The organism is Streptomyces sp. NRRL B-24085 (genome assembly GCF_001282115.1).
Lineage (GTDB): Bacteria > Actinomycetota > Actinomycetes > Streptomycetales > Streptomycetaceae > Streptomyces.
The window spans coordinates 1-20,177 of the sequence record NZ_LJBR01000005.1 but is presented as its reverse complement, the minus strand read 5'-3'; the positions used below and the strand labels follow the sequence as shown (position 1 = coordinate 20,177).

Below are 20,177 nucleotides of genomic sequence, written 5' to 3'. Positions count from 1 at the left end.
GCCCCCGCCTCCGCCGCCACCCGTGACGTGGACGTCGCGATCGTCGGCGCCGGTCTCGCCGGGCTCACCGCGGCCCGTGACCTGGTGGCGGGCGGGAAGACGGTCGCCGTCCTGGAGGCCCGCGACCGCGTCGGCGGCCGGGTCCTCAACCTGAACCTGGCCAACGGCGGTGTCACCGAGGGCGGCGGCGAGTTCATCGGCCCCACCCAGGACCGCATCAAGGCGCTCGCCGACTCGCTGGGCGTGGGCACCTTCGCCACCTACAACACCGGCAAGAACCTGCTCTACAAGGACGGCAGGAGGACCCCCTACGCCACCGACGGCCTCCTCGGTTCGGTCCCGCCGATCGACGCGGCAGGACTCGCCAACGCGGCGATCGTGCAGGCCTCCCTCGACGACATGGCCAAGCAGGTCCCGGTGGACGCGCCCTGGACCGCCGCCAAGGCCGATGAGTGGGACCGGCAGACCTTCGAGACCTGGCTGCGCGCCAACGCGGTGGTCCCGTCGGCCAAGTTCCTCCTGGACGTGGCCTGCACGTCGATCTTCTCGGCGGAACCCCGGGAACTGTCCCTGCTGTTCGTCCTCTTCTACATCGCCGCCGCCGGCAACGAGTCCACCCCCGGCACCCTGGAGCGCCTCACCGAGACCGCGGGCGGCGCCCAGGAACTGCGCTTCGTCGGCGGTTCCCAGCTCGTGCCGGTCAAGCTCGCCGCCACGCTGGGCGACCGGGTGGTGCTGAACGCCCCGGTGCGCACGATCGCCAGGTCCGGCGCGAAGTACGTCGTCACGGCCGGCGGGGTCACCGTCACCGCCAAGCGGGTCGTCGTCGCCGTACCCCCGCCGCTCGCGGCCCGCATCACCTACGACCCGCTGCTGCCCGCCGCCCGCGACCAGCTCACCCAGCGCCTGCCGATGGCCTCGGTGGCCAAGGCGATCGCGATCTACGACACGCCCTTCTGGCGGGCCGACGGCCTCAACGGCCAGGTCGTCAGCGACACCGGCGTGATCAGCTCGACCTTCGACAACTCGCCGCCGGACGCCTCCTACGGCGCCCTGATGGGCTTCATCGAGGCCGACGAGGCGCGCAGGTTCGACGCGGCGAGCGAGGCGGAGGTCAAGGCCGCCGTCCTCAAGGACTACGTGACGTACTTCGGCGCGAAAGCGGCCTCCCCCACCTCTTTCGTCCTGCAACGCTGGAACAACGAGGCCTACACCCGCGGCGGCCCCGTCTCCATCGGCGCGCCCGGGGTGCTCACCCAGTACGGCCCCGCCCTGCGTGCCCCCGTGGGCGGCATCCACTGGGCCGGGACGGAGACGTCGGTCCACTGGATGGGCTTCATGGACGGTGCCGTGCGGTCGGGCGAGCGGGTGGCGAAGGAGGTGCTGGCGGTGCTGTAGGCCCGGTCCGCGCCGGTCCACGGCGTGGCGCGGCCCCTCCCGGTCCGTTCGTTTCTGTGTGCACGACCATTCCTGACACCTCGTCAGTTCTGTAATCTGACACAGCGTCAGTTGTTCAGGCTGTCACACAGGAGCGGGCGGACCGATGCTTGGATCAACCCACGGCACCCTCACCACCGACTCCCGCCGGGCCCGGGTCATCGCGTGCGGCGAGCCACCCGGGCCCGCCGTCCACGGCCGGCCCGCCGCCGTCGACGACCTCGACGTCGGCGGCCGTCCGCTGTACGCCGACGTCCCCGACCTGGACCGCTTCTTCCGGCCGGAGTCGGTCGCCGTGATCGGCGCCTCGGACACCGAGGGCCGCCCGAACACCGGCGTCACCCGGCAGCTGATCGACTGGGCGGACCGGGTGGGCGCCCGGCTGCACCCGGTTCACCCGACCCGCGAGGCCGTCTTCGGCATCCCGTGCGTGCCGTCCGTGGCCGAGCTGCCCGAGCAGGTCGACCTCGCCGTCCTGCTGGTCGCCGAGCCCCTGCCGGTGATCGAGCAACTGGGAGAGGCCAAGGTGAGGTTCGCGGTCGTCTTCGCCTCCGGGTTCGCGGAGACGGGCACGGAGGGAGCGGCGGCACAGGAGCGGCTGGCGGCCGCCGTGGCCCGGTCGGGGATGCGGCTGCTCGGGCCGAACACCAACCTGAACGCCTTCGAGCGCTTCCGCGAGGACCTCGACGGCCCGGGGATCGCCCTGATCACCCAGTCCGGCCACCAGGGCCGCCCCGTCTTCGCCCTCCAGGAACTCGGCGTCCGCCTCACCCACTGGGCACCCACCGGCAACGAGGCCGACCTGGAGACCGCGGACTTCCTCTCCTGGTTCGCCGAACGCCCCGAGGTGGGCGCCATCGCCTGCTATCTGGAGGGCCTCAAGGACGGCCGCTCCTTCCTGCTCGCCGCGGACCGGGCCGCCCGCCGCGGGGTGCCGGTCGTCGCGGTCAAGGTGGGCCGCACCGAGACCGGCGCCCGCACGGCCGCCTCCCACACCGGCAAGCTCACCGGCGCGGACGCGGTGGTGGACGCGGCGATGCAGCAGTACGGCGTGATCCGCGTCGACGGACTCGACGAACTCCAGGACACCGCGGCCCTGTTGGCCCGCGCGAGGCCACCGCGGGCGGAGGGAGTGGTCGTCTACTCGATATCCGGCGGCACCGGCGCCCACTTCGCCGACCTGGCGACGGAGGCGGGGCTGGAACTGCCGCCCCTGTCGGCGGCCAAGCAGGCCGAACTGCACCAGTGGATACCGGAGTTCCTCAGCGTGGCCAACCCCGTGGACAACGGCGGGCACCCGGTCGGGGACGAACGCGGCCGGAAGATCATCGACGCGATCCTCGCCGATCCCTCGGTGGGGGTGCTGATCTGCCCGGTGACCGGCCCCTTCCCGCCCCTGAGCGACCGGCTCGTCCAGGACCTAGTGGACGCGGCCGAGGAGACCGACAAGCTGGTGTGCGTGGTCTGGGGCTCGCCCGTCGGCACCGAACCGGCCTACCGCGAGGTCCTGCTCGGCTCCTCCCGGGTGGCCACCTTCCGCACGGTCGGCAACTGCATCACCGCCGTGCGCGCCTACCTCGGCCACCACCACTTCGTCACCGGCTACCGCTCCCCCTTCGACGAGGCCCCGCGCACCCCCTCGCCCTCCTTCCGCAAGGCGCAGGCCCTGATGCGCCCCGGCCAGCAGCTCAGCGAGCACGCGGCCAAGCAACTGCTGCGGGCCTACGGGATCCGGGTGCCGCGCGAGCAGTTGGTGACCAGCGCCGCGGCGGCCGTCCGGGCGGCGGGCCTGGTGGGCTACCCGGTCGTGATGAAGGCGTCCGGCGCCAGGATCGCCCACAAGACCGAGCTGGGCCTGGTGAAGATCGGCCTGACCTCCGCGAGCCAGGTCCGTGACGCCTACCGCGAGCTGACCGACGTCGCCCGCTACGAGGACGTGTCCCTGGACGGCGTCCTGGTCTGCCAGATGGTCGAGCAGGGCGTGGAGATGGTCGTGGGGGCCGCGCACGACGAGCTGTTCGGGCCGACGGTGACGGTCGGGCTCGGCGGGGTCCTGGTCGAGGTGCTGCGGGACACGGCCGTACGGGTGCCGCCGTTCGGTGAGGAGCAGGCCCGGGACATGCTGGAGGACCTGCGCGGGCGGGCGCTCCTGGACGGGGTGCGGGGACGGCCCCCCGCGGATCTCGACGCGCTCGTGGAAGTCGTGCTCCGCGTGCAGCGGATGGTGGTGGAGCTCGGGGACGAGGTCGCGGAGCTGGACATCAACCCGCTGATGGTGCTGCCCCGGGGGCAGGGGGCGGTGGCGCTGGACGCGTTGGTGGTGTGCCGGTGAGCGAGGTGACCCACACCGTCGACGGCCACGTCTCGTACCTCACCCTGAACAGGCCGGAGGTCCTCAACGCCCTCACGCCCGGCGGGCGGGACCTGCTCATCGAGCTGTTGGCGCACGCGTCGGCCGACCCGGACGTACGGGCGGTGGTCCTCACCGGCACGGGACGCGGCTTCTGCGCGGGCGCGGACCTGCGCGGCGCACCCGCGGCCACGGCCCCCGGCGACGTCGCCCGTACGATCCGCCTCGGCGCCCAGCGTCTGGTCGCCGCCGTCCTCGACTGCGAGAAGCCGGTGGTCGCGGCGGTCAACGGGACGGCGGCCGGGCTCGGCGCGCATCTCGCCTTCGCCTGCGACCTGGTCCTGGCCGCCGAGTCGGCCCGGTTCATCGAGGTGTTCGTCCGCCGCGGCCTGGTCCCCGACGGCGGCGGCGCCCATCTCCTGACCCGCCTGATCGGCCCGCAGCGCGCCAAGGAGCTGATGTTCTTCGGGGACGCGCTCGGCGCCGCCGACGCCGAGCGCCTGGGCCTGGTCAACCGGGTCGTCCCGGACGGTGAGTTGGAGAAGACGGCCCGCGAGTGGGCGACCCGACTCGCCACGGGTCCGACCCGCGCCCTCGCCCTGACCAAGCAGCTGGTGAACACCGCCCTGGACACCGACCGCAGCACCGCCTTCGCCGCGGAGGCCGCCGCTCAGGAGATCAACATGACGACGACGGACGCGAAGGAGGGCGTGGCGAGCTTCGTGGAGCGCAGGGCCCCGGTGTTCCGCGGCCGTTGAGGACGTCGGTACGACCGGCCCACCCCTTCCCATCTGACGGCCCGTCAGCTTCAATGGGGATGTGATGGGACAAGCAGGAATGGCGGAGGCGGCCGTCCGCTATCTCAGGTCGGGCAAGGGCCGCCCCGTCGAGGCGCTGCCCCGGCCCGAGCTCCGGTGCGTCCGCGAGGACGAGCGGGCCCCGGTCGACCCGGCCGGGTTCCGGCGGGTGCTGGGCGAGTTCGCGACCGGGGTCACGGTGATCACGGCTCCCGGCACACCTCCGGCCGGTTTCGCCTGTCAGTCCTTCTCGTCCCTCTCCCTCGACCCCCCGCTCGTCGCGTTCATGGTGGGCCGTACGTCGACCACCTGGCCGCGCATCGCCCGGGCGGGCGTCTTCTGCGTGAACGTGCTGAGCGCGGACCAGGGCGGGCTGTGCCGGGCGTTCGCGGTGAGCGGCGCGGACAAGTTCGCGGGCGTCGCCCACGACCCGGCCCCGGCCACCGGCGCCCCGCGCCTGGCCGGCACGCTCGCGTGGATCGACTGCACGATCCACGCGGTGCACACCGGCGGGGACCACCTCGTCGTGGTGGGCCGGGTGGCGGCGCTGGGTACCGGCGAGGGCGGGGCTCCGCTGCTGTTCCACCGGGGCCGGTTCCTCTAGGCCGTCGCCGCCAGGGGCACCGGGGCCGGCCGCCGCCGGATCACCAGCGCCATCAGCGCCGCCGCCGCGCACAGCGCTCCCGACGCGTACCAGACCATGTCGTAGGTGCCGAAGACGTCCCGGGCCACGCCGCCGAGGAAGGCGATCAGGGCCGCGCCGACCTGGTGGGAGGCGAGGACCCAGCCGAAGACGATGGCGCTGTCGTCGCCGTACTGCTCACGGCACAGGGCGACGGTGGGCGGGACCGTGGCGACCCAGTCGAGGCCGTAGAAGACGATGAAGAAGAGCATCGGCGGGTGCACGGAGGGGGCCAGCAGCATGGGCAGGAACAGCAGCGAGACACCGCGCAGGGCGTAGTAGACGGCGAGCAGGCGGCGCGGTTCGAAGCGGTCGGTGAACCAGCCGGAGGCCACCGTGCCGACGACGTCGAAGACGCCGATGACCGCGAGCAGCGAGGCGGCGGCCGTGACCGGCATGCCGTGGTCGTGGGCGGCGGGCACGAAGTGGGTCTGGACCAGGCCGTTGGTGGAGGCGCCGCAGATCGCGAAGGTGCCGGCGAGCAGCCAGAAGGGTCCGGTGCGGGCGGCCTTGAACAGGACCGTGACCGCCCGGCGCGCGGCGCCCTGGACCGGCGCCGGCTTCGGCACGAACTCCAGGGCGCCGTACGGCTTCAGGCCCACGTCGGCCGGGTGGTCGCGCAGCAGCAGCCAGACGAAGGGGACCACCGCGAGGGCCGCGAGGGCGACCGTGATCGCCGCCGGGCGCCAGTCGTGCCTCTCCACCATCCAGGACAGCACCGGCAGGAAGATCAGCTGGCCGGAGGCGGAGGCGGCGGTCAGGATGCCGGTCACCAGGCCGCGCCGCTCGGTGAACCAGCGGTTGGTGACGGTCGCGGCGAAGGCCAGCGCCATCGAGCCGCTGCCGAGGCCGACGAGCAGGCCCCAGTAGAGCATCAGCTGCCAGGCGGCCGTCATCCACACGGTCAGGCCCGAGCCGACCGCGATGACGGTCAGGGCGACCGCGACGACCCGCCGGATGCCGAAGCGGTCCATCAGCGCGGCCGCGAAGGGCGCGGTCAGCCCGTAGAGCGCGAGGTTGACGGAGACGGCCGCGCCGATGGTGCCGCGCGACCAGCCGAAGTCCTGGTGCAGGGGGTCGATGAGCAGGCCCGGCAGGGAACGGAAGGCGGCCGCGCCGATGATCGTCACGAAGGTGACGGCGGCCACGAACCAGGCGCGGTGGATGCGGGATCCTCCGGAGGAGCGGCTTTCCTCGACGGCTGCGGCTTCGGTTGTCTGGGTCACGCCATAGAGCTTGCGGCCCGCGGCCCGGCGGATCCATTGGCCCGAAGGACAGTATTCGTTAGGATCGGGCCATGCAGCCGCACTGCGTCGTCGTCCTCGCCATGGACGGAGTGCTCCCCTTCGAGCTGGGCATCCCGCACCGGATCTTCGGCCGCCCCCGGGACGCCGAGGGACGGCTGCTGTACGACGTCGTCACCTGCTCGATCCGCCCGCCGGGCCCGGTGCAGACCGACGCCGACTTCGCCGTCCAGGTCGAGCACGGCCCGGAGGCCCTGGCCACCGCGGACACCGTGATCGTCCCGGCGTCGTACGAACTGGGCCCGGTCTTCGAGCAGGGCACGCTGACCGACGAACTGGCCGCCGCCCTCGCCCACATCCGCCCCGGCACCCGGCTCGCCTCGATCTGCACCGGCGTCTACGTCCTGGCGGCCGCCGGCTTCCTCGACGGCCGTCCCGCGACCACGCACTGGGCCGACTCCGAGCGTCTCCAGCGGCTCTTCCCGCAGATCAGGGTCGACCCGGACGTCCTGTTCATCGACGACGGAGACGTGCTGACCTCGGCGGGCGTCGCCGCCGGCATCGACCTGTGCCTGCACATGGTGCGCCGCGACCACGGCACGGCGGTCGCCACCGACGTGGCCCGCCGCACCGTCGTACCGCCGCACCGCGACGGCGGCCAGGCGCAGTACATCCACCGGCCCGTGCCCGAACCGCAGCAGTCGACCACGACCTCGGCCCGGGCCTGGGCGCTGGGCCGCCTGCACGAGCCGATCCAGCTGCGGGACATGGCCGCGCAGGAGGCCATGTCGGTGCGCACCTTCACCCGGCGCTTCCGCGAGGAGGTCGGCGTCAGCCCCGGCCAGTGGCTCACCCAGCAGCGCGTGGAGCGCGCCCGGCACCTGCTGGAGTCCACCGACCTCTCCGTCGACCAGGTCGCCCACGACGCGGGCTTCGGCACCGCCCAGTCGATGCGCCAGCACCTTCAGGCGGCCCTCGGGGTCACGCCGACCGCGTACCGGCGCACGTTCCGGTCCGGGGTCCTCAGCGGCTAGAAGGTCAGCACCCCCCGGGCCACCCGCCCCGCCTCGGCGTCGTCCACGGCCTTCTCGAAGTCCTCGATCGGGTAGGTCTCGGTGACCAGTTCGTCGAGGAACAGCCGGCCCTGCCGGTAGAGCTCCGCGTACAGCGGGATGTCGCGCTGGGGGCGGGAGGAGCCGTAGCGGCAGCCCAGGATCGACTTGTCCAGGTAGAGGGAGGAGACGAGGAAGGAGGCCTCGGCCCCCGACGGAGGCACCCCGAGCAACACGGCCTGGCCGTGTCGGTCGAGCAGGTCGATCGCCTGGCGGATCAGCTCCACGCGTCCGACGCACTCGAAGGCGTGGTCCACCCCGTGCGGCAGCAGCTCCCGCACGCCGTCCGCCGAGGGCAGGAAGTCCGTCGCCCCGAACTGCCGGGCCACCGCTTCCTTGGCCGGGTTGGCGTCCACGGCCACGATCCGCGCGGCACCGGCGATCCGGGCGCCCTGGATCACGTTGAGCCCGATCCCGCCGGTCCCGATCACCAGCACGCTCTCCCCGTGGTCCACCCGGGCCCGGTTGAGCACGGCCCCCACCCCGGTCAGCACCCCGCACCCGATGAGCGCGGCGGACGGCAGCGGGATGTCCTGCGGGATGCGGACCGCCTGCACCGCCTTCACCACGGTCCGTTCCGCGAAGGCGGAGTTGCACGCGAACTGGAACACCGGCTCCCCGCCCCGCGTGAACGGCTTCCCCGGGCGCCCGATGGCCTTGCGGCACATGGTCGGCCGGCCCCGGTCGCAGTCGGCGCAGGCACCGCAGTTGGCGAGGGTGGACAGCGCCACGTGGTCCCCGGGCCCGACATGCGTGACCCCCTCCCCGACCGCCTCGACCACGCCCGCGCCCTCGTGCCCCAGCACCACCGGGACCGGGAACGGGATGGTCCCGTCCACGACGGACAGGTCGCTGTGGCACAGCCCGGCCGCCGCGACCGCGACCCGGACCTCGCCCGGCCCCGGGTCCCGTACCTCCAGGTCGTCGACGACCTGGACCGTCCTCCCGTCGAACAGCACGCCACGCATCAGACGACCCCCTTGGGCTCCCTGGGCAGGCCGAGCACGCGCTCGGCGATGATGGTGCGCTGGACCTGGTCCGAGCCGCCGTAGATGGTGTCGGCCCGCGAGAACAGGAACAGCTGCTGCTGCGCGTCGAGTTCGTACGGCGCGGAAGGGGACCAGTCACCGGGTCCGACCGTGGCCCGCGCCCCGCGCACGAGCATCGCCAGTTCGCCGAGCCGCTGGTGCCAGCCCGCCCACAGCAGTTTGGCCACGCTGGCGGCTCCGGCGTCCCGCGAACCCCCCAGCGTCCGCAGGGCGTTCCAGCGCATGGTCCGCAACTCGGCCCACTGCCGCACGAGCAGGGCGCGTACGACCGGATCGGCGACGGCACCCGTCCGTACGGCGCTCCGCAGCACCGCGCTCAACTCCTGGGCGAAACCGACCTGCTGGGCCAGCGTGGACACCCCGCGCTCGAAGCCCAGCAGGCTCATCGCCACCCGCCAGCCCTGTCCCTCGCCCCCGACGACATGCTCGGCACGCGCGTGTGCCCCGTCGAAGAACACCTCGTTGAAGTCACTGGTCCCGGTCATCTGCCGAATGGGCCGCACCTCGATGCGCCCCGGCTGGTCCATGGGTACGAGGAGGAAGGTCAGCCCGTGATGCCGACGGGCCTCCGGATCGGTGCGGGCGAGCACGAAGCACCAGTCCGCCTCGTGGGCGAGGGACGTCCAGATCTTCTGACCGCTGATCCGGTACGTCCCGTCCCCGGCGCGCGCGGCCCTGGTCCGCACTCCGGCGAGGTCGGACCCCGCGCCGGGTTCGCTGTACCCCTGGCACCACAGCTCCTCCCCGGCGGCGACGGGAGGCAGGAAGCGCGCCTTCTGCTCGTCGGTGCCGTGCGCGAGGAGGGTCGGCGCGAGCAGTTTCTCCCCGATGTGCCCGGACCGCGGGGGCGCCCCCGACCGCGCGTACTCCTCGGCCCAGACGACCTGCTGGGTGAGCGTGGCGGTCCGGTTCCCGTAGCCGGATTCCGACCAACCGAGCCCGATCCAGCCGGACTTACCGAGAGTCCGTTCCCAGGTACGACGGTCCTGAGTACCATCGGCGTGGACCGAGAGCCACTCCCGCACTTCCGCACGGAACGCCTCGTCCTCCTCGGTGAACCCGAATTCCACGAAGTCCTCCTCTCCACACCGGCCCAGGTGAGTCACTCAGGGGCGCGGGGAAACGCGCGACCAGCTAGCTAGGCACCCGGCCCCGAGAGCAACGGCATCGGATCCACCCCCACACTCCCCGGCAGGAACTCCGCGATCGACTCCGGCGTCCACCCGCCGGAGGCATACGCGGCACGCAGCTCCCGCGGCTGCGCCCACACCGCGATCTTCGGCCCCGCCACGGTGTACACCTGCCCGGTGATCTCCCGGGCCCGTTCGGAGAGCAGGTAGACCACCATGGCGGCCACGTCCTCCGGCTCCCCGATCTCCGCCAGGTCGAAGGGCACGTTCGCCGACATCCGGGTACGGGCGACCGGCGCCACCGCGTTCGCGGTCACCCCGTACTTGTGCATCCCGAGCGCGGCACTGCGCACCAGCGAGATGATCCCGCCCTTGGCCGCGCTGTAGTTGGCCTGCGAGTAGGAGCCCTGGTGATTGCCGCTGGTGAAGCCGATCAGGGTCCCGGCCCGCTGCTGCCGCATCACCGCGGAAGCGGCCCGGAAGACGGTGAACGTCCCCTTCAGATGGGTGGCGAGGACCGGATCCCATTCCTCCTCGGACATGTTGAACAACATCCGCTCACGCAGGATCCCGGCCACGCAGACCACGCCGTCGAGCCGCCCGTAGGACGACAGGGCGGTGTCGACGACCCGCTGTCCACCCGCCATCGTCGAGATGTCGTCGGCCACGGCGACGGCCTCACCGCCGGCCGCCTCGATCTCCTTCACCACCCCCGAGGCGACCTCACTGGTGGGGGACGCCCCGTCGACGGAGACGCCGTAGTCGTTGACGACGACCCGCGCGCCCTCCGCGGCCGCCGCCAGCGCGACCGCCCGCCCGATCCCGCGTCCCGCGCCCGTCACGGCGACGGCCCTGCCTGCCAAGAAGTTCCCCACGCCCGGCCCCTTCCCGCGGTTTCTGACGGACCGTTAGATTTTATGACCCGTCAGATGTGCGGACACAAGCCCCGGGGAGGGCCCGATGTCACTTCCGGCCGCGTTCCACGACATCGCCAAGCGCGTGAACAACTGGGGGCGTTGGGGCGCCGACGACGAGATCGGCACCCTGAACCTGATCACCGACGAGGTCGTCCGCGAGGCCGTCGCGACCGTCCGCACCGGCCGCCGGATCCCCCTGGCGCTGCCGTTGCGGCAGGACGGCGTGCAGACCGGGATGATGCCGGGCCGGGTCAACCCGCTGCACACGATGGTGCAGATCAACCAGGAGATCTTCGGCCCGGGGACGGTCGCGTGCAGCGACGACGCCGTGACCATGGGCCTTCAGGCGGCCACCCACTGGGACGCCCTCACCCATGTCTCGCACTCCGGCATGCTCTACAACGGCCGCCCCGCCGCCACCGTCACCGCGCACGGCGGCGCCGAGTTCGGCGGCATCGACAAGGCCCGGTACGTCGTCTCGCGCGGGGTGCTGCTCGACGTGGCCCGCGCGCGGGGCGTGGACCGGCTCGACGGGGCGCACGCCGTGACCCCCGAGGACCTGGAGGCCGCCGAGGAGCTCGCGGGCACCCGGGTGCGCGCCGGGGACGTCGTACTCGTGCGGACGGGGCAGATCCAGGTGTATCTCGCCGGGGACCGGGAGGGGTACGCCCACCCGTCGCCGGGCCTGTCGGTCCGCACCCCGGAGTGGTTCCACGCGCGCGATGTGGCCGCGGTCGCCGACGACACGCTCACCTTCGAGATCTTCCCGCCCGAGATCGAGGACCTGTGGCTGCCCGTGCACGCGCTGGACCTCGTGGAGATGGGGATGCTCCAGGGCCAGAACTGGAACCTGGAAGAGTTGTCCACAGCCTGTGGAGAGAGCGGCCGGTACGCGTTCCTGCTGTCGGCGATGCCCGAGCCGTTCGTCGGCGCCACCGGAACGCCCGTGGCACCGGTCGCCGTTCTGTGAGGTCGGCCGGCGGCGCGCAGGTCCGCCCCGAGCACGGCATCGCGCGCCGCCGTCATCGACTTCCTTCCGCCCTGAGGAAATCGACACCGCGTCACGATCCGCACTCGTCGAGGGCTCCCGTCACCGGACCCCTCGCCGTCCCCTCGCGGCGAATCGCTGACCACCAGCGTCATCAATCGAACACACTGCGTCAACACCCGTAGGGGGATTTATTACTTACGACCCTTTGGTCACGACCGCGCACGGGTGCACGTTCCGGCGCACCGCCCCGCGGCGAGGACGGGGTCCGGGCGGTCCCTGCCACCGTGCGCCGGTCACACCGCCTCGAACGCCAGCCCCTCGTAGGCCGACGCCTCGACGCCGTAGGCCTCCATGGCCTTGCGCGGCCGCTCGCAGCGGTCGAGTTCGCACCAGATGCTCTTGCCGGCACCCTCGGGACTCCAGCCCCAGCGGTCCGCGAGACCGTCGACGAGGGCCAGGCCGCGGCCGCCGGTCGCGTCACTGTCCACACAGCGCGGCACGGGGGCCCGGCCGCTGCGGTCGGCGACCTCGAGGCGGACGGTGGCCCACTCCTCCTCGGTGCCCGGCAGGGACAGCCGCAGGACGGCGGGCCGGCCGGTGTGCACCACTGCGTTGGTGACCAGTTCGGACACGAGCAGGATCAGCGTCTCGGCGAGCGGTTCGTCGACCTCCATCCCGGACCCGGCGAGCCGCGAGCGGGCCCATCTCCGGGCTCGCCCCACCTCCGCGGGGTCGGGCCGGATCTCAAGCTGCACCTGAAGCACCTGCACCGCTCACACCATCCGAACCGGCGGGCACATGGCCTCGCGCCTCACGAGGGCCACGATCGTAGCCATTTTTTGCATGACCCGAACAATGACCGAAGCCGGGGTCACGGAACGTGAATCCCTTACGGGACAGCATGGTTGACGTACAGTCACGCCAACAAGCGCTTCGGGCATATTCCAGCGCGAAGGAGTACCCCCGCGGGATACTGTGCGACGGTCGCCGCGAGGAGTCGAACAGGCGGTGGCCACCGGCCTTCCCGCCCTGCGAGCAGCGGCGCGCATCGCCGGGTCCGGCGCCGCCCCATCGGCAACACCGGCACCGCTGGTGCTCGGAACCACTCGCATCTCACACAAGGTACCGGAGCGGGGCACCGACTCCAGGACGTGACGAGTCACACATAGGACACAACCCGATATCAACGCTCCGTGATTCCGGTGTGCCACGATCCGCGACATCCGCTGCGGGCGTCCCGGAGAGCGGGCCGGTCGCGGCCGCCTCAGGTCAGCAGATCGGCGGCGAGCGACTCCTCACCCTCCGCACCGCCGCCGGCCCGACGAGCCCGTAGCCAGGCCCGCTTCAGATGCAGGTGCACCTCGCCCTCCCAGGTGAAGCCCATCCCGCCGTGCACCTGGAGGCAGTCCCGGGCACCCCGCTCGGCCGCCTCGTCGGCCAGCAGCCGGGCCGCGGCGATGTCCACCGGGTCCGCGGTCACGGCGGCGGCGTACACCGCAGCCCGGGCCGTCTCCGTGCGCACCAGCATCTGCGCGCACAGGTGCTTGACCGCCTGGAAGGCCCCGATCGGCTGCCCGAACTGCTGCCGCGTCCGCGCGTGTTGCACCGCGAGCTCACCCACGCGCGCGGCCGTGCCCAGTTGCTCGGCAGCGGTGAGGAGCACGCCGACGGGATCGACCGCACCCGGGCGCGCTCCCGGAACCCGGTGGAGCGGAGTGAGCGGATCCACCGATCTCAGGGCCACGGCCCCGACGGCGTCGTCCCCGCGCACCACGTCAGCCTCCTCCAGCCACTCCACGAGCCCGTCCCGGTCGACTCCGGTGACGACGGCCTCCCCCTCGGCGGCCCCGTCCACCACACCCGCGGCGAGGTGGGTCGCCGCCAGCGGCCCGGGCAGCAGCACCCGCCCGGCCTCCTCGAACGCCAACACCGCCTCGGGCAGCCCCAGTCCGACCCCACCCTCCGACTCCGGCACCCGCAGCGCGAAGAACCCGGCGTCCCCGAGCTCCCGCCACAGGGCGCGGTCCAGCCCGGGCGCGTCCACGGCGGTACGCAGTGCTGCCCCGTCGAAGCGCCGGGCGAGCAGCTCCCGCACGCCGGCCCGCAAGGCCACCTGCTCATCGCTCAGTTGGAACCGCATGCCACGCCTCTCCTCTCCACGTGCCACGGCAGCCACCCCAGGGGCGCAGGGAACTGCGCGACCAGCCACAACCGATCCGCACCCGGCACACGACCACTACCGCCCCCGTCGAAGCGCCGGCCGAACAGCCCCGCACCCCACCCACAAGGCCACCTCGCCATCGCCCAGTTGCAACCGCATGCCACGCCCCTCCTCTCCACGGGCCACGGCAGCCACCCCAGGGGCGCGGGGAACTGCGCGACCAGCCACGACCGATCCGCACCCGGCACGCGACCGCTACCGCCCCTTCGGCAGCCCGAGGATCCGCTCGGCCACGATGTTCCGCTGGATCTGCGAGGTTCCGGCCGCGATGGTGTACGAGAGCGAGGACAACCGCTCCAGCACCCAAGGCCGTTCGAGGTCCAGTGCCTCCACGCCGAGGACCTCCGCCGCCGCGTCGTACAGCTCCTGCCGCGCGTGCGAGTACCGGAGTTTGAAGACCGAGCCTCCCGTCCCGGGCACTGCCCCGCTCGCCTCCGCCTCGCTCACGTTCCACTGCGTGAGCCGCCACAGCGCCCGGAACTCGGCGTTCAGCCGCCCGAGCCCGCGCCGCAGCACCGGGTCGTCCCAGCGGCCGTTCTCCCGGGCCGTACGGGCGAGTTCGCGCAGCACCCGCCGGCAGGCGACGACCTCGCCCACGAAGGCGGTGCCGCGCTCGAAGGACAGCGTCACCATCGTCACGCGCCAGCCGTCGTTCTCCTCGCCCACCCGGTTCGCCACCGGCACCCGCACCTCGTCGAGGAACACCTCGGCGAACTCGGCGGACCCGGCGAGCGTGCGCAGCGGACGCACCACGACCCCGGGTGCGGACATCGGCATCGCCAGCCAGGTGATGCCCCGGTGCCTGGGCGCCGCCGGATCCGTCCGCACCAGCAGCTCGCACCAGTCGGCGACCTCGGCGTGCGAGGTCCAGATCTTGGACCCGGTCACGACGTAGTGGTCGCCGTCCCGGCGCGCGCGGGTGCGCAGTGCCGCGAGGTCGCTCCCGGCGTCCGGTTCGCTGAACCCCTGGCACCAGACCTCCTCGCCGCGCAGGATCGGCGGCAGCCAGCGCTCGCGCTGTCCGGGCGTCCCCTCGGCGGCGATCGTGGGCCCGGCGTGCAGCAGTCCGACGAACCCGGCGCCGACATAGGGCGCGCCCGCGGTCTCCGTCTCCTCCAGGAAGATCAGCCGGGTGGTGGGCGAGGCGTCCCAGTGGACGTGCGCGTACCCGGCGTCGTAGAGCATGCGCTGCCAGCCGAGGTCGTACGCCCTGCGGCCGGGCCAGTCGTGCGGGGACGGCTTCGGCGGCAGCGTGGGGAGCGCCTTGGCGAGCCACTCGCGCAGCCGTGCCCGGAACTCCTCCTCCTCCGGCGTGTACGCGAGATCCATGACGCCACCCCATATCTGATGACTCGTCAGATACAGCTCGTGCACGAAGGCTAGGTCGCACACCCCTGGACCGGCAAGGCGTCGAGCCCTACGCTCTGCCCACGATCTGACGATCCGTCAGCTCCGTTGCCTCACAAGGGGGCCGCCGTGACCGACACCGCCCACGCGCTCAGCGCGTCCCGCACCCTCTGGGACCTGGTCGCCCGCCGCGCCGACCTGACCCCGGACCGCCCGGTCCTGCTCCAGGACGACCGCACGCTCACCTTCGGCGCACTGCGCACGCGTGCCGAGCGGGTGGCGGCGGGGCTGTACGACCTGGGCGTACGCCCCCACACGGTCGTCGCCTGGCAGTTGCCCACCCGTATCGAGACGGCCCTGCTCTCCTTCGCCCTGGCCCGCCTGGGCGCCGTGCAGTCACCGGTCATCCCCTTCTACCGGGACCGCGAGGTCGGCTTCGCCCTCCGCGAGTCGAAGGCGGAGTTCTTCGCGGTACCGGGCACCTGGCGCGGCTTCGACCACACGGAGATGGCCCGGAGGCTCGGCGCCAGGGGGATCCTGGAGGCGTACGACGACCTCCCGGACGGCGACCCCGCCGTGCTCCCGCCCCCGCCCGCCGAGGGCACCTCGGTCCGGTGGATCTACTGGACCTCGGGCACCACCTCCGACCCCAAGGGCGTCCTGCACACGGACCGTTCGCTGATCGCGGGCGGCTCCTGCCTCGCGCACGCACTGCGTCTCACGGCGGACGACGTGGGCTCGATGGCCTTCCCCTACGCGCACATCGCGGGCCCCGACTACACGGTGATGCTGCTGCTGTACGGCTTCCCGGCGGTGCTGTTCGAGCAGTTCGCGCTGCCGGACGCGCTGGAGGACTACCGCAGGCACGGGGTGACGGTGGCGGGCGGTTCGACGGCGTTCTACTCGATGTTCCTCGCCGAGCAGCGCAAGCGCCCGGGTGAGCGGATCATCCCGACCCTGCGGCTGCTGGCCGGCGGCGGGGCGCCCAAGCCGCCGGAGGTCTACCACGCCGTCGTACGGGAGCTGGGGGTGCAGCTCACGCACGGGTACGGCATGACCGAGGTGCCGATGATCACCATGGGGGCGCCGGACGACACGGCGGAGAACCTGGCGACGACCGAGGGGCGGCCGCCGGAGGGGATGTCGGTGCGGATCGTGGACGGGGAGGTGCGGCTGAAGGGGGAGGCGGTCTGCCAGGGGTACCTCGACCCGTCCCAGACGGCAGAGGCCTTCGACGAGCAGGGCTATCTGCGCACCGGTGACCTGGGGTTCGTCAAGGACAGCGGCCATCTCGTGCTCACCGGCCGGCTCAAGGACGTGATCATCCGCAAGGGCGAGAACATCTCGGCACGGGAGATCGAGGACCTGCTGGCCGCGCATCCGGCCGTCGGGGACGTGGCGGTGATCGGGCTGCCGGACGCCGAGCGCGGGGAACGCGTGTGTGCCGTGGTGGAACAGCCGGAAGGCGCGCCGGAGTTGTCCCTGGACGCCGTGACCGGCTATCTGCGCGCGGAAGGGCTGTCGCCGCACAAGCTGCCGGAGCAACTGGAGGTGGTGGACGCCCTTCCGCGCAACGAGACCCTGCGCAAGGTCCTCAAGTACAAGCTCAGGGAGCGCTATTCGGGAACGGTGAAGTAGCGCGCGAAGGCGGGCACGATCTCCGCCTCGCCGACCTTGCCGTCGCCGTCGGTGTCCAGCGTGGCCGCGGCCGCCCGTGCGACGTCCTCGCCGACGCCCAGGATGCGCAGCACGCGCGCGGTGTCCTCGACGGTGGCGCGTCCGTCGCCGTCCTGGTCGGCGACGTCGATCGCCGCGTGCAGGAAGGGGCGCGCGATCTCGGCGAACCGGTCCGGGTTGTCGCGCAGCCGCTTGAGCGCGCCGTTCACGAACTCGTCGCGGGTGATCCGCTGGTCGCCGTCCCTGTCGGCGATCCCGGCCATGCCCTGCCAGAACGCCTCGGCCCCGACGTACAGCGCCTGTCCCTTGTCGGAGCGTGCCGCCGTGCCGAACTCCGTGAGCAGCGCCTTGGCCGCCACGTTGAAGTCCTCGCGGTCGATGTAGCCGTTGCCGTCCTGGTCGAAGGTGGCGAACCGGTCGGCGATCCTGCGCTCGTACTCGCTGCTGACCATGTCTCTTCGGGCCGCCTCACATCACATCGGGTGCATCTGGCACGGAGCGTACGACGCGAGCGGCGCCCAGGGGACCGGAAGGTGGCGCTTGTGCCAGGACCGGGGGAATTTCGGGACAACGGTGTGGCAGACGGGGTGCCCCAGGTCACAGCCGAGCGGACGGAAGGGCTTGCCGGTGCCGGGTCAGGCGGACAGTGGTCCCGCCTCCTCGTCGGTCGCCGAGTCCAGGTCGGGGTGGACCTCGAACAGGCGGCGGACGCCCAGCGCACCGAGGACGCGGTTGACGTGGGAGCCGTCGGCGGCGCCCTGGGCCGGGAGGATCAGCCGCAGCTCGCCCCGGCAGGAGCGGATCAGGCGGCGGGAGGCGATGAGGACGCCGACACCGCTGGAGTCGCAGAAGTAGACCTCGGAGAGGTCGAGGACGAGGCTGTGGCGGCCCTCGGCCACCGCGTCGTGCACCCGCTGGCGGAGCACCGGCGAGGTCACCAGGTCCAGCTCGCCCGACACACTGAGCACGGTCCAGTCGCCCTGCTCTTCGCCGGTCACATTGAACGCCACCACCATGCCCTTCATTCGCCGGAAAGCAAACGGAAGCCTTGCCTACGCTTCCTTGCAGCGTGGCTGCCCAGCGGCCGTTCCCTGAAACACAGAGCGAGAAACGGAAAGCGTTCGAAAGAGGCTTGTTTTAGTCGACTTCGATCCTGTTCGATCAGGTCTGATCAAAGGGCAAACGGGTAGAGGAACGTCCACTACCACCTGAGGCCCCTCGGGGGGCGCGCATTGGAACAAAGGGGCGTGCGCTGTCGGGGGTGCCGACTACATTCGAGGAGACGGTCGGCGCAGGCTTGACCGGACACTTCCGGGGGTGAGGGGGCCGCATGGCGAAGAAGGACGCACCGCCCCGCTGGGACCGCAAGATGCAGCAGCGGCTCGCACGCGGTGAGGCGGCCGCCCTCGGCGAGCTCTACGACCGTTTCGCTTCCCTCGTGCACGGCCTCGCCCACCGCGTACTCGGCGACGAACGCGCCGCCGACGGCATCACCCGGGACGTCTTCGCCCACGTCTGGGAGCACCCCGAGACCTACGACCCCAAGCAGGGCCCGCTGCGCTCCTGGGTCGCGGCCCTGACCCACCGCCTGGCCGTGCAGCGGCTGCGCGCCACCGAGACCGCCGCGCTCACCCGGGCCGGCGAGGGCTCCGCCGAGGAACTGGAGCGCAAGGTGCGGCACGCCTCGGTCGCCGCCCGGGCCGACTACATCGTCCAGTCCATGCCCACCCCGCTGCGGGCCGCCCTGGAGCTGGCCTACTTCCAGCGCCGCGACTACCGCCAGGCCGCCGCCGACCTCAGCATCACCGAGGACGAGGCCCGTCGCCGCCTGCGCCTGGGCCTCCAGCTCCTGTCCACGGCCCACGACACCGGAGCGCCCGGCGCACCGCCGGGATACGGGGGCGCGGCATGAGCGGAACAGAGGGCTTCGAGGCGTACGACGACCAGAACGACCACGGTGCCGGCGGCGACGGGACCGGCGGGCCCAGCGACCAGGGCGACCCCGGCCGTCCGGCCCGTATACCGCTCCCCCGCGCCTCCGTCGAGGACACCGGCCGCCCGCTGCCGGCCCTGGACGAGCAGGCCCCGTCCACTCCCCTGGTCCTGGAGCACCGCGTGCTGAAGTCGCTGCTCGGGGCCTGGGCGCTGGCCGCGTGCTCCGCCGAGGAGACGGCCGCCGTGGAGGACCACCTCGGCGAGTGCGGCACCTGTGCCGAGGAGGCGCTGCGGCTGCGCGGCGCGGTGGGCCTCCTGCAGCGGCCGGAGAGCCTCGACCTGGACCCCGGCCTGCGCACCCGCGTCCTCGACGGCTGCCTCGACCGGCGCCCGCCGCGCATCCCGATCCCCGACTGGGCCACGCCGTACGACGCCGAGACCGCCCGCCTCGACGCCCTGCTCCAGGACTTCGGCGACGCCGAGTGGCACGCCCCGGTGAGGCTGCGCTGGTTCGACGCCGACGAGGCCACCAGCCGCCGTACGACGGTCGCCGGGGTCATAGCCCACCTGCTGTCGGTCGACGGCCTCGTCGCGGTCGCCCTGGGCCTGGACGACCCGCTGGACGGGTCCCCCGCGGACGCGCCCACACCGTCGGGCCGCACCGAGGCGTTCTGGCGCGCCTCGCACTTCCCGCCGACCCGCTCGGTCCGGCCCCGGTGGCGCGAGCAGAGCCACGACCTCGTGCGCACGGTCTCCTTCACCGGCGGCACGGCCGGGAAGCTGGAGGTGGCCTACGGCGACTTCACGCTGCCCCTGCACGACGCGATGCTGGACCGCGCCTTCGAGTGCTGGGTCCACGCCGAGGACATCGCGGAGGCGGTCGACTACCCGTACGACCCGCCGTCCCCCCGCCACCTCAACCGCATGATCGACCTGGCGGCCAGGATGCTGCCCGCGGTGCTGGCGGAACGGCGGCAGAAGGGGCTGACGTCACCGGCACCCGGACGGCATCTGGTGAGCGCCGGCGGCCCCGGCCGCACCCTGCGCCTGGAGATCGAGGGCCTGGGCGGCGGCGAGTGGCTGATCCCCCTCGACTCCCCGGCCGCGCTGGGGTCGGCGGAGCACGAGGTGGCGCATGTGGCGCTGGACGGGGTGGAGTTCTGCCAGCTGGCGGCCGGCCACGTGTCTCCTGCGGAAGCCGCGGCGGGGCAGGGGGGTGACCGTGAGGCGATCAGGGACGTGCTGTTCGCCGCAGCCAGCTTGAGCCGCATGTAGGTGGGGGCGGGTC

At 72.7% G+C, this 20,177-nt stretch carries 18 protein-coding genes; 9 read left to right on the top strand and 9 right to left on the bottom strand.

What is annotated here, in order from left to right:
* The 4 genes from AOJ26_RS00645 to AOJ26_RS00630 form a co-directional block, all read left to right on the top strand.
* A partial coding sequence (locus AOJ26_RS00645) for a flavin monoamine oxidase family protein (RefSeq protein ID WP_053846153.1) occupies window positions 1-1,398 on the top strand: 1,398 nt, incomplete at its 5' end.
* A gap of 145 nt (window positions 1,399-1,543) precedes the next feature.
* Window positions 1,544-3,769: an acetate--CoA ligase family protein gene (locus tag AOJ26_RS00640; RefSeq protein WP_053846150.1), complete on the top strand. Its 2,226-nt coding sequence runs from the start codon at window positions 1,544-1,546 to the stop codon at window positions 3,767-3,769.
* The gene (locus AOJ26_RS00635) at window positions 3,760-4,545 is read left to right on the top strand and encodes an enoyl-CoA hydratase/isomerase family protein (RefSeq protein WP_053846149.1); all 786 of its coding nucleotides are present in this window, start codon (window positions 3,760-3,762) and stop codon (window positions 4,543-4,545) included. The genes AOJ26_RS00640 and AOJ26_RS00635 overlap by 10 nt, the downstream gene beginning before the upstream one ends.
* A 64-nt stretch (window positions 4,546-4,609) precedes the next feature.
* Window positions 4,610-5,188 carry a flavin reductase family protein gene (locus tag AOJ26_RS00630; RefSeq protein ID WP_234358390.1) on the top strand — a complete coding sequence of 193 codons (579 nt, stop codon included), beginning with the start codon at window positions 4,610-4,612 and terminating at the stop codon, window positions 5,186-5,188.
* Here the strand turns inward: AOJ26_RS00630 and AOJ26_RS00625 are convergent.
* Entirely contained in the window at window positions 5,185-6,492 is a 1,308-nt protein-coding gene (locus AOJ26_RS00625) for an MFS transporter (RefSeq protein ID WP_053846147.1), read from the bottom strand. The genes AOJ26_RS00630 and AOJ26_RS00625 overlap by 4 nt on opposite strands.
* Before the next feature lie 71 nt (window positions 6,493-6,563).
* Here AOJ26_RS00625 and AOJ26_RS00620 point away from each other — a divergent pair, with 71 nt between their 5' ends.
* On the top strand, window positions 6,564-7,544 hold the full coding sequence (locus tag AOJ26_RS00620; RefSeq protein ID WP_053846146.1) for a GlxA family transcriptional regulator: 981 nt from the start codon (window positions 6,564-6,566) through the stop codon (window positions 7,542-7,544).
* On the opposite strand, the gene AOJ26_RS00615 is transcribed toward AOJ26_RS00620, so the two are convergent.
* The 3 genes from AOJ26_RS00615 to AOJ26_RS00605 all read right to left on the bottom strand — a co-directional run bounded on the left by AOJ26_RS00615 (window position 7,541) and on the right by AOJ26_RS00605 (window position 10,676).
* The gene (locus tag AOJ26_RS00615) at window positions 7,541-8,590 is read right to left on the bottom strand and encodes a Zn-dependent alcohol dehydrogenase (RefSeq protein WP_053846145.1); all 1,050 of its coding nucleotides are present in this window, start codon (window positions 8,588-8,590) and stop codon (window positions 7,541-7,543) included. The genes AOJ26_RS00620 and AOJ26_RS00615 overlap by 4 nt on opposite strands.
* Window positions 8,590-9,741, bottom strand: coding sequence for an acyl-CoA dehydrogenase family protein (locus tag AOJ26_RS00610; RefSeq protein WP_053846144.1), 1,152 nt, complete (start codon window positions 9,739-9,741; stop codon window positions 8,590-8,592). Before AOJ26_RS00610 ends, AOJ26_RS00615 begins: the two co-directional genes overlap by 1 nt.
* Window positions 9,742-9,809: 68 nt before the next feature.
* Window positions 9,810-10,676 (bottom strand): SDR family oxidoreductase, encoded by an 867-nt coding sequence (locus tag AOJ26_RS00605; RefSeq protein ID WP_053846143.1) that lies wholly within the window; start codon window positions 10,674-10,676, stop codon window positions 9,810-9,812.
* A gap of 85 nt (window positions 10,677-10,761) precedes the next feature.
* Between AOJ26_RS00605 and AOJ26_RS00600 the strand changes: the two genes are divergently transcribed.
* Complete coding sequence (locus AOJ26_RS00600) at window positions 10,762-11,688, top strand: cyclase family protein (RefSeq protein ID WP_053846142.1); 927 nt, start codon at window positions 10,762-10,764, stop codon at window positions 11,686-11,688.
* 314 nt (window positions 11,689-12,002) lie between these two features.
* Here AOJ26_RS00600 and AOJ26_RS00595 read toward each other — a convergent pair whose 3' ends face one another.
* The 3 genes from AOJ26_RS00595 to AOJ26_RS00585 form a co-directional block, all read right to left on the bottom strand.
* Complete coding sequence (locus tag AOJ26_RS00595; protein WP_053846152.1) at window positions 12,003-12,464, bottom strand: ATP-binding protein; 462 nt, start codon at window positions 12,462-12,464, stop codon at window positions 12,003-12,005.
* Window positions 12,465-12,973: 509 nt separating this feature from the next.
* Complete coding sequence (locus AOJ26_RS00590) at window positions 12,974-13,849, bottom strand: acyl-CoA dehydrogenase family protein (RefSeq protein ID WP_053846141.1); 876 nt, start codon at window positions 13,847-13,849, stop codon at window positions 12,974-12,976.
* Window positions 13,850-14,125: 276 nt separating this feature from the next.
* Window positions 14,126-15,259, bottom strand: coding sequence for an acyl-CoA dehydrogenase family protein (locus AOJ26_RS00585; RefSeq protein ID WP_053846140.1), 1,134 nt, complete (start codon window positions 15,257-15,259; stop codon window positions 14,126-14,128).
* Between the two features lie 147 nt (window positions 15,260-15,406).
* Here AOJ26_RS00585 and AOJ26_RS00580 point away from each other — a divergent pair, with 147 nt between their 5' ends.
* Window positions 15,407-16,915 carry a class I adenylate-forming enzyme family protein gene (locus AOJ26_RS00580; RefSeq protein WP_053846139.1) on the top strand — a complete coding sequence of 503 codons (1,509 nt, stop codon included), beginning with the start codon at window positions 15,407-15,409 and terminating at the stop codon, window positions 16,913-16,915.
* Here AOJ26_RS00580 and AOJ26_RS00575 read toward each other — a convergent pair.
* Both AOJ26_RS00575 and AOJ26_RS00570 read right to left on the bottom strand, forming a co-directional pair.
* A complete protein-coding gene (locus AOJ26_RS00575; protein ID WP_053846138.1) occupies window positions 16,894-17,406 on the bottom strand; it encodes an EF-hand domain-containing protein in 513 nt (170 codons plus the stop codon). The genes AOJ26_RS00580 and AOJ26_RS00575 overlap by 22 nt on opposite strands.
* A 183-nt stretch (window positions 17,407-17,589) precedes the next feature.
* Window positions 17,590-17,970 (bottom strand): STAS domain-containing protein, encoded by a 381-nt coding sequence (locus AOJ26_RS00570; RefSeq protein ID WP_053846151.1) that lies wholly within the window; start codon window positions 17,968-17,970, stop codon window positions 17,590-17,592.
* Between the two features lie 314 nt (window positions 17,971-18,284).
* Between AOJ26_RS00570 and AOJ26_RS00565 the strand changes: the two genes are divergently transcribed.
* Together AOJ26_RS00565 and AOJ26_RS00560 are read left to right on the top strand one after the other, a co-directional pair.
* Complete coding sequence (locus AOJ26_RS00565) at window positions 18,285-18,866, top strand: sigma-70 family RNA polymerase sigma factor (protein WP_053846137.1); 582 nt, start codon at window positions 18,285-18,287, stop codon at window positions 18,864-18,866.
* On the top strand, window positions 18,863-20,164 hold the full coding sequence (locus tag AOJ26_RS00560; protein WP_053846136.1) for a maleylpyruvate isomerase N-terminal domain-containing protein: 1,302 nt from the start codon (window positions 18,863-18,865) through the stop codon (window positions 20,162-20,164). The genes AOJ26_RS00565 and AOJ26_RS00560 overlap by 4 nt, the downstream gene beginning before the upstream one ends.
* Window positions 20,165-20,177: the final 13 nt, after the last annotated feature.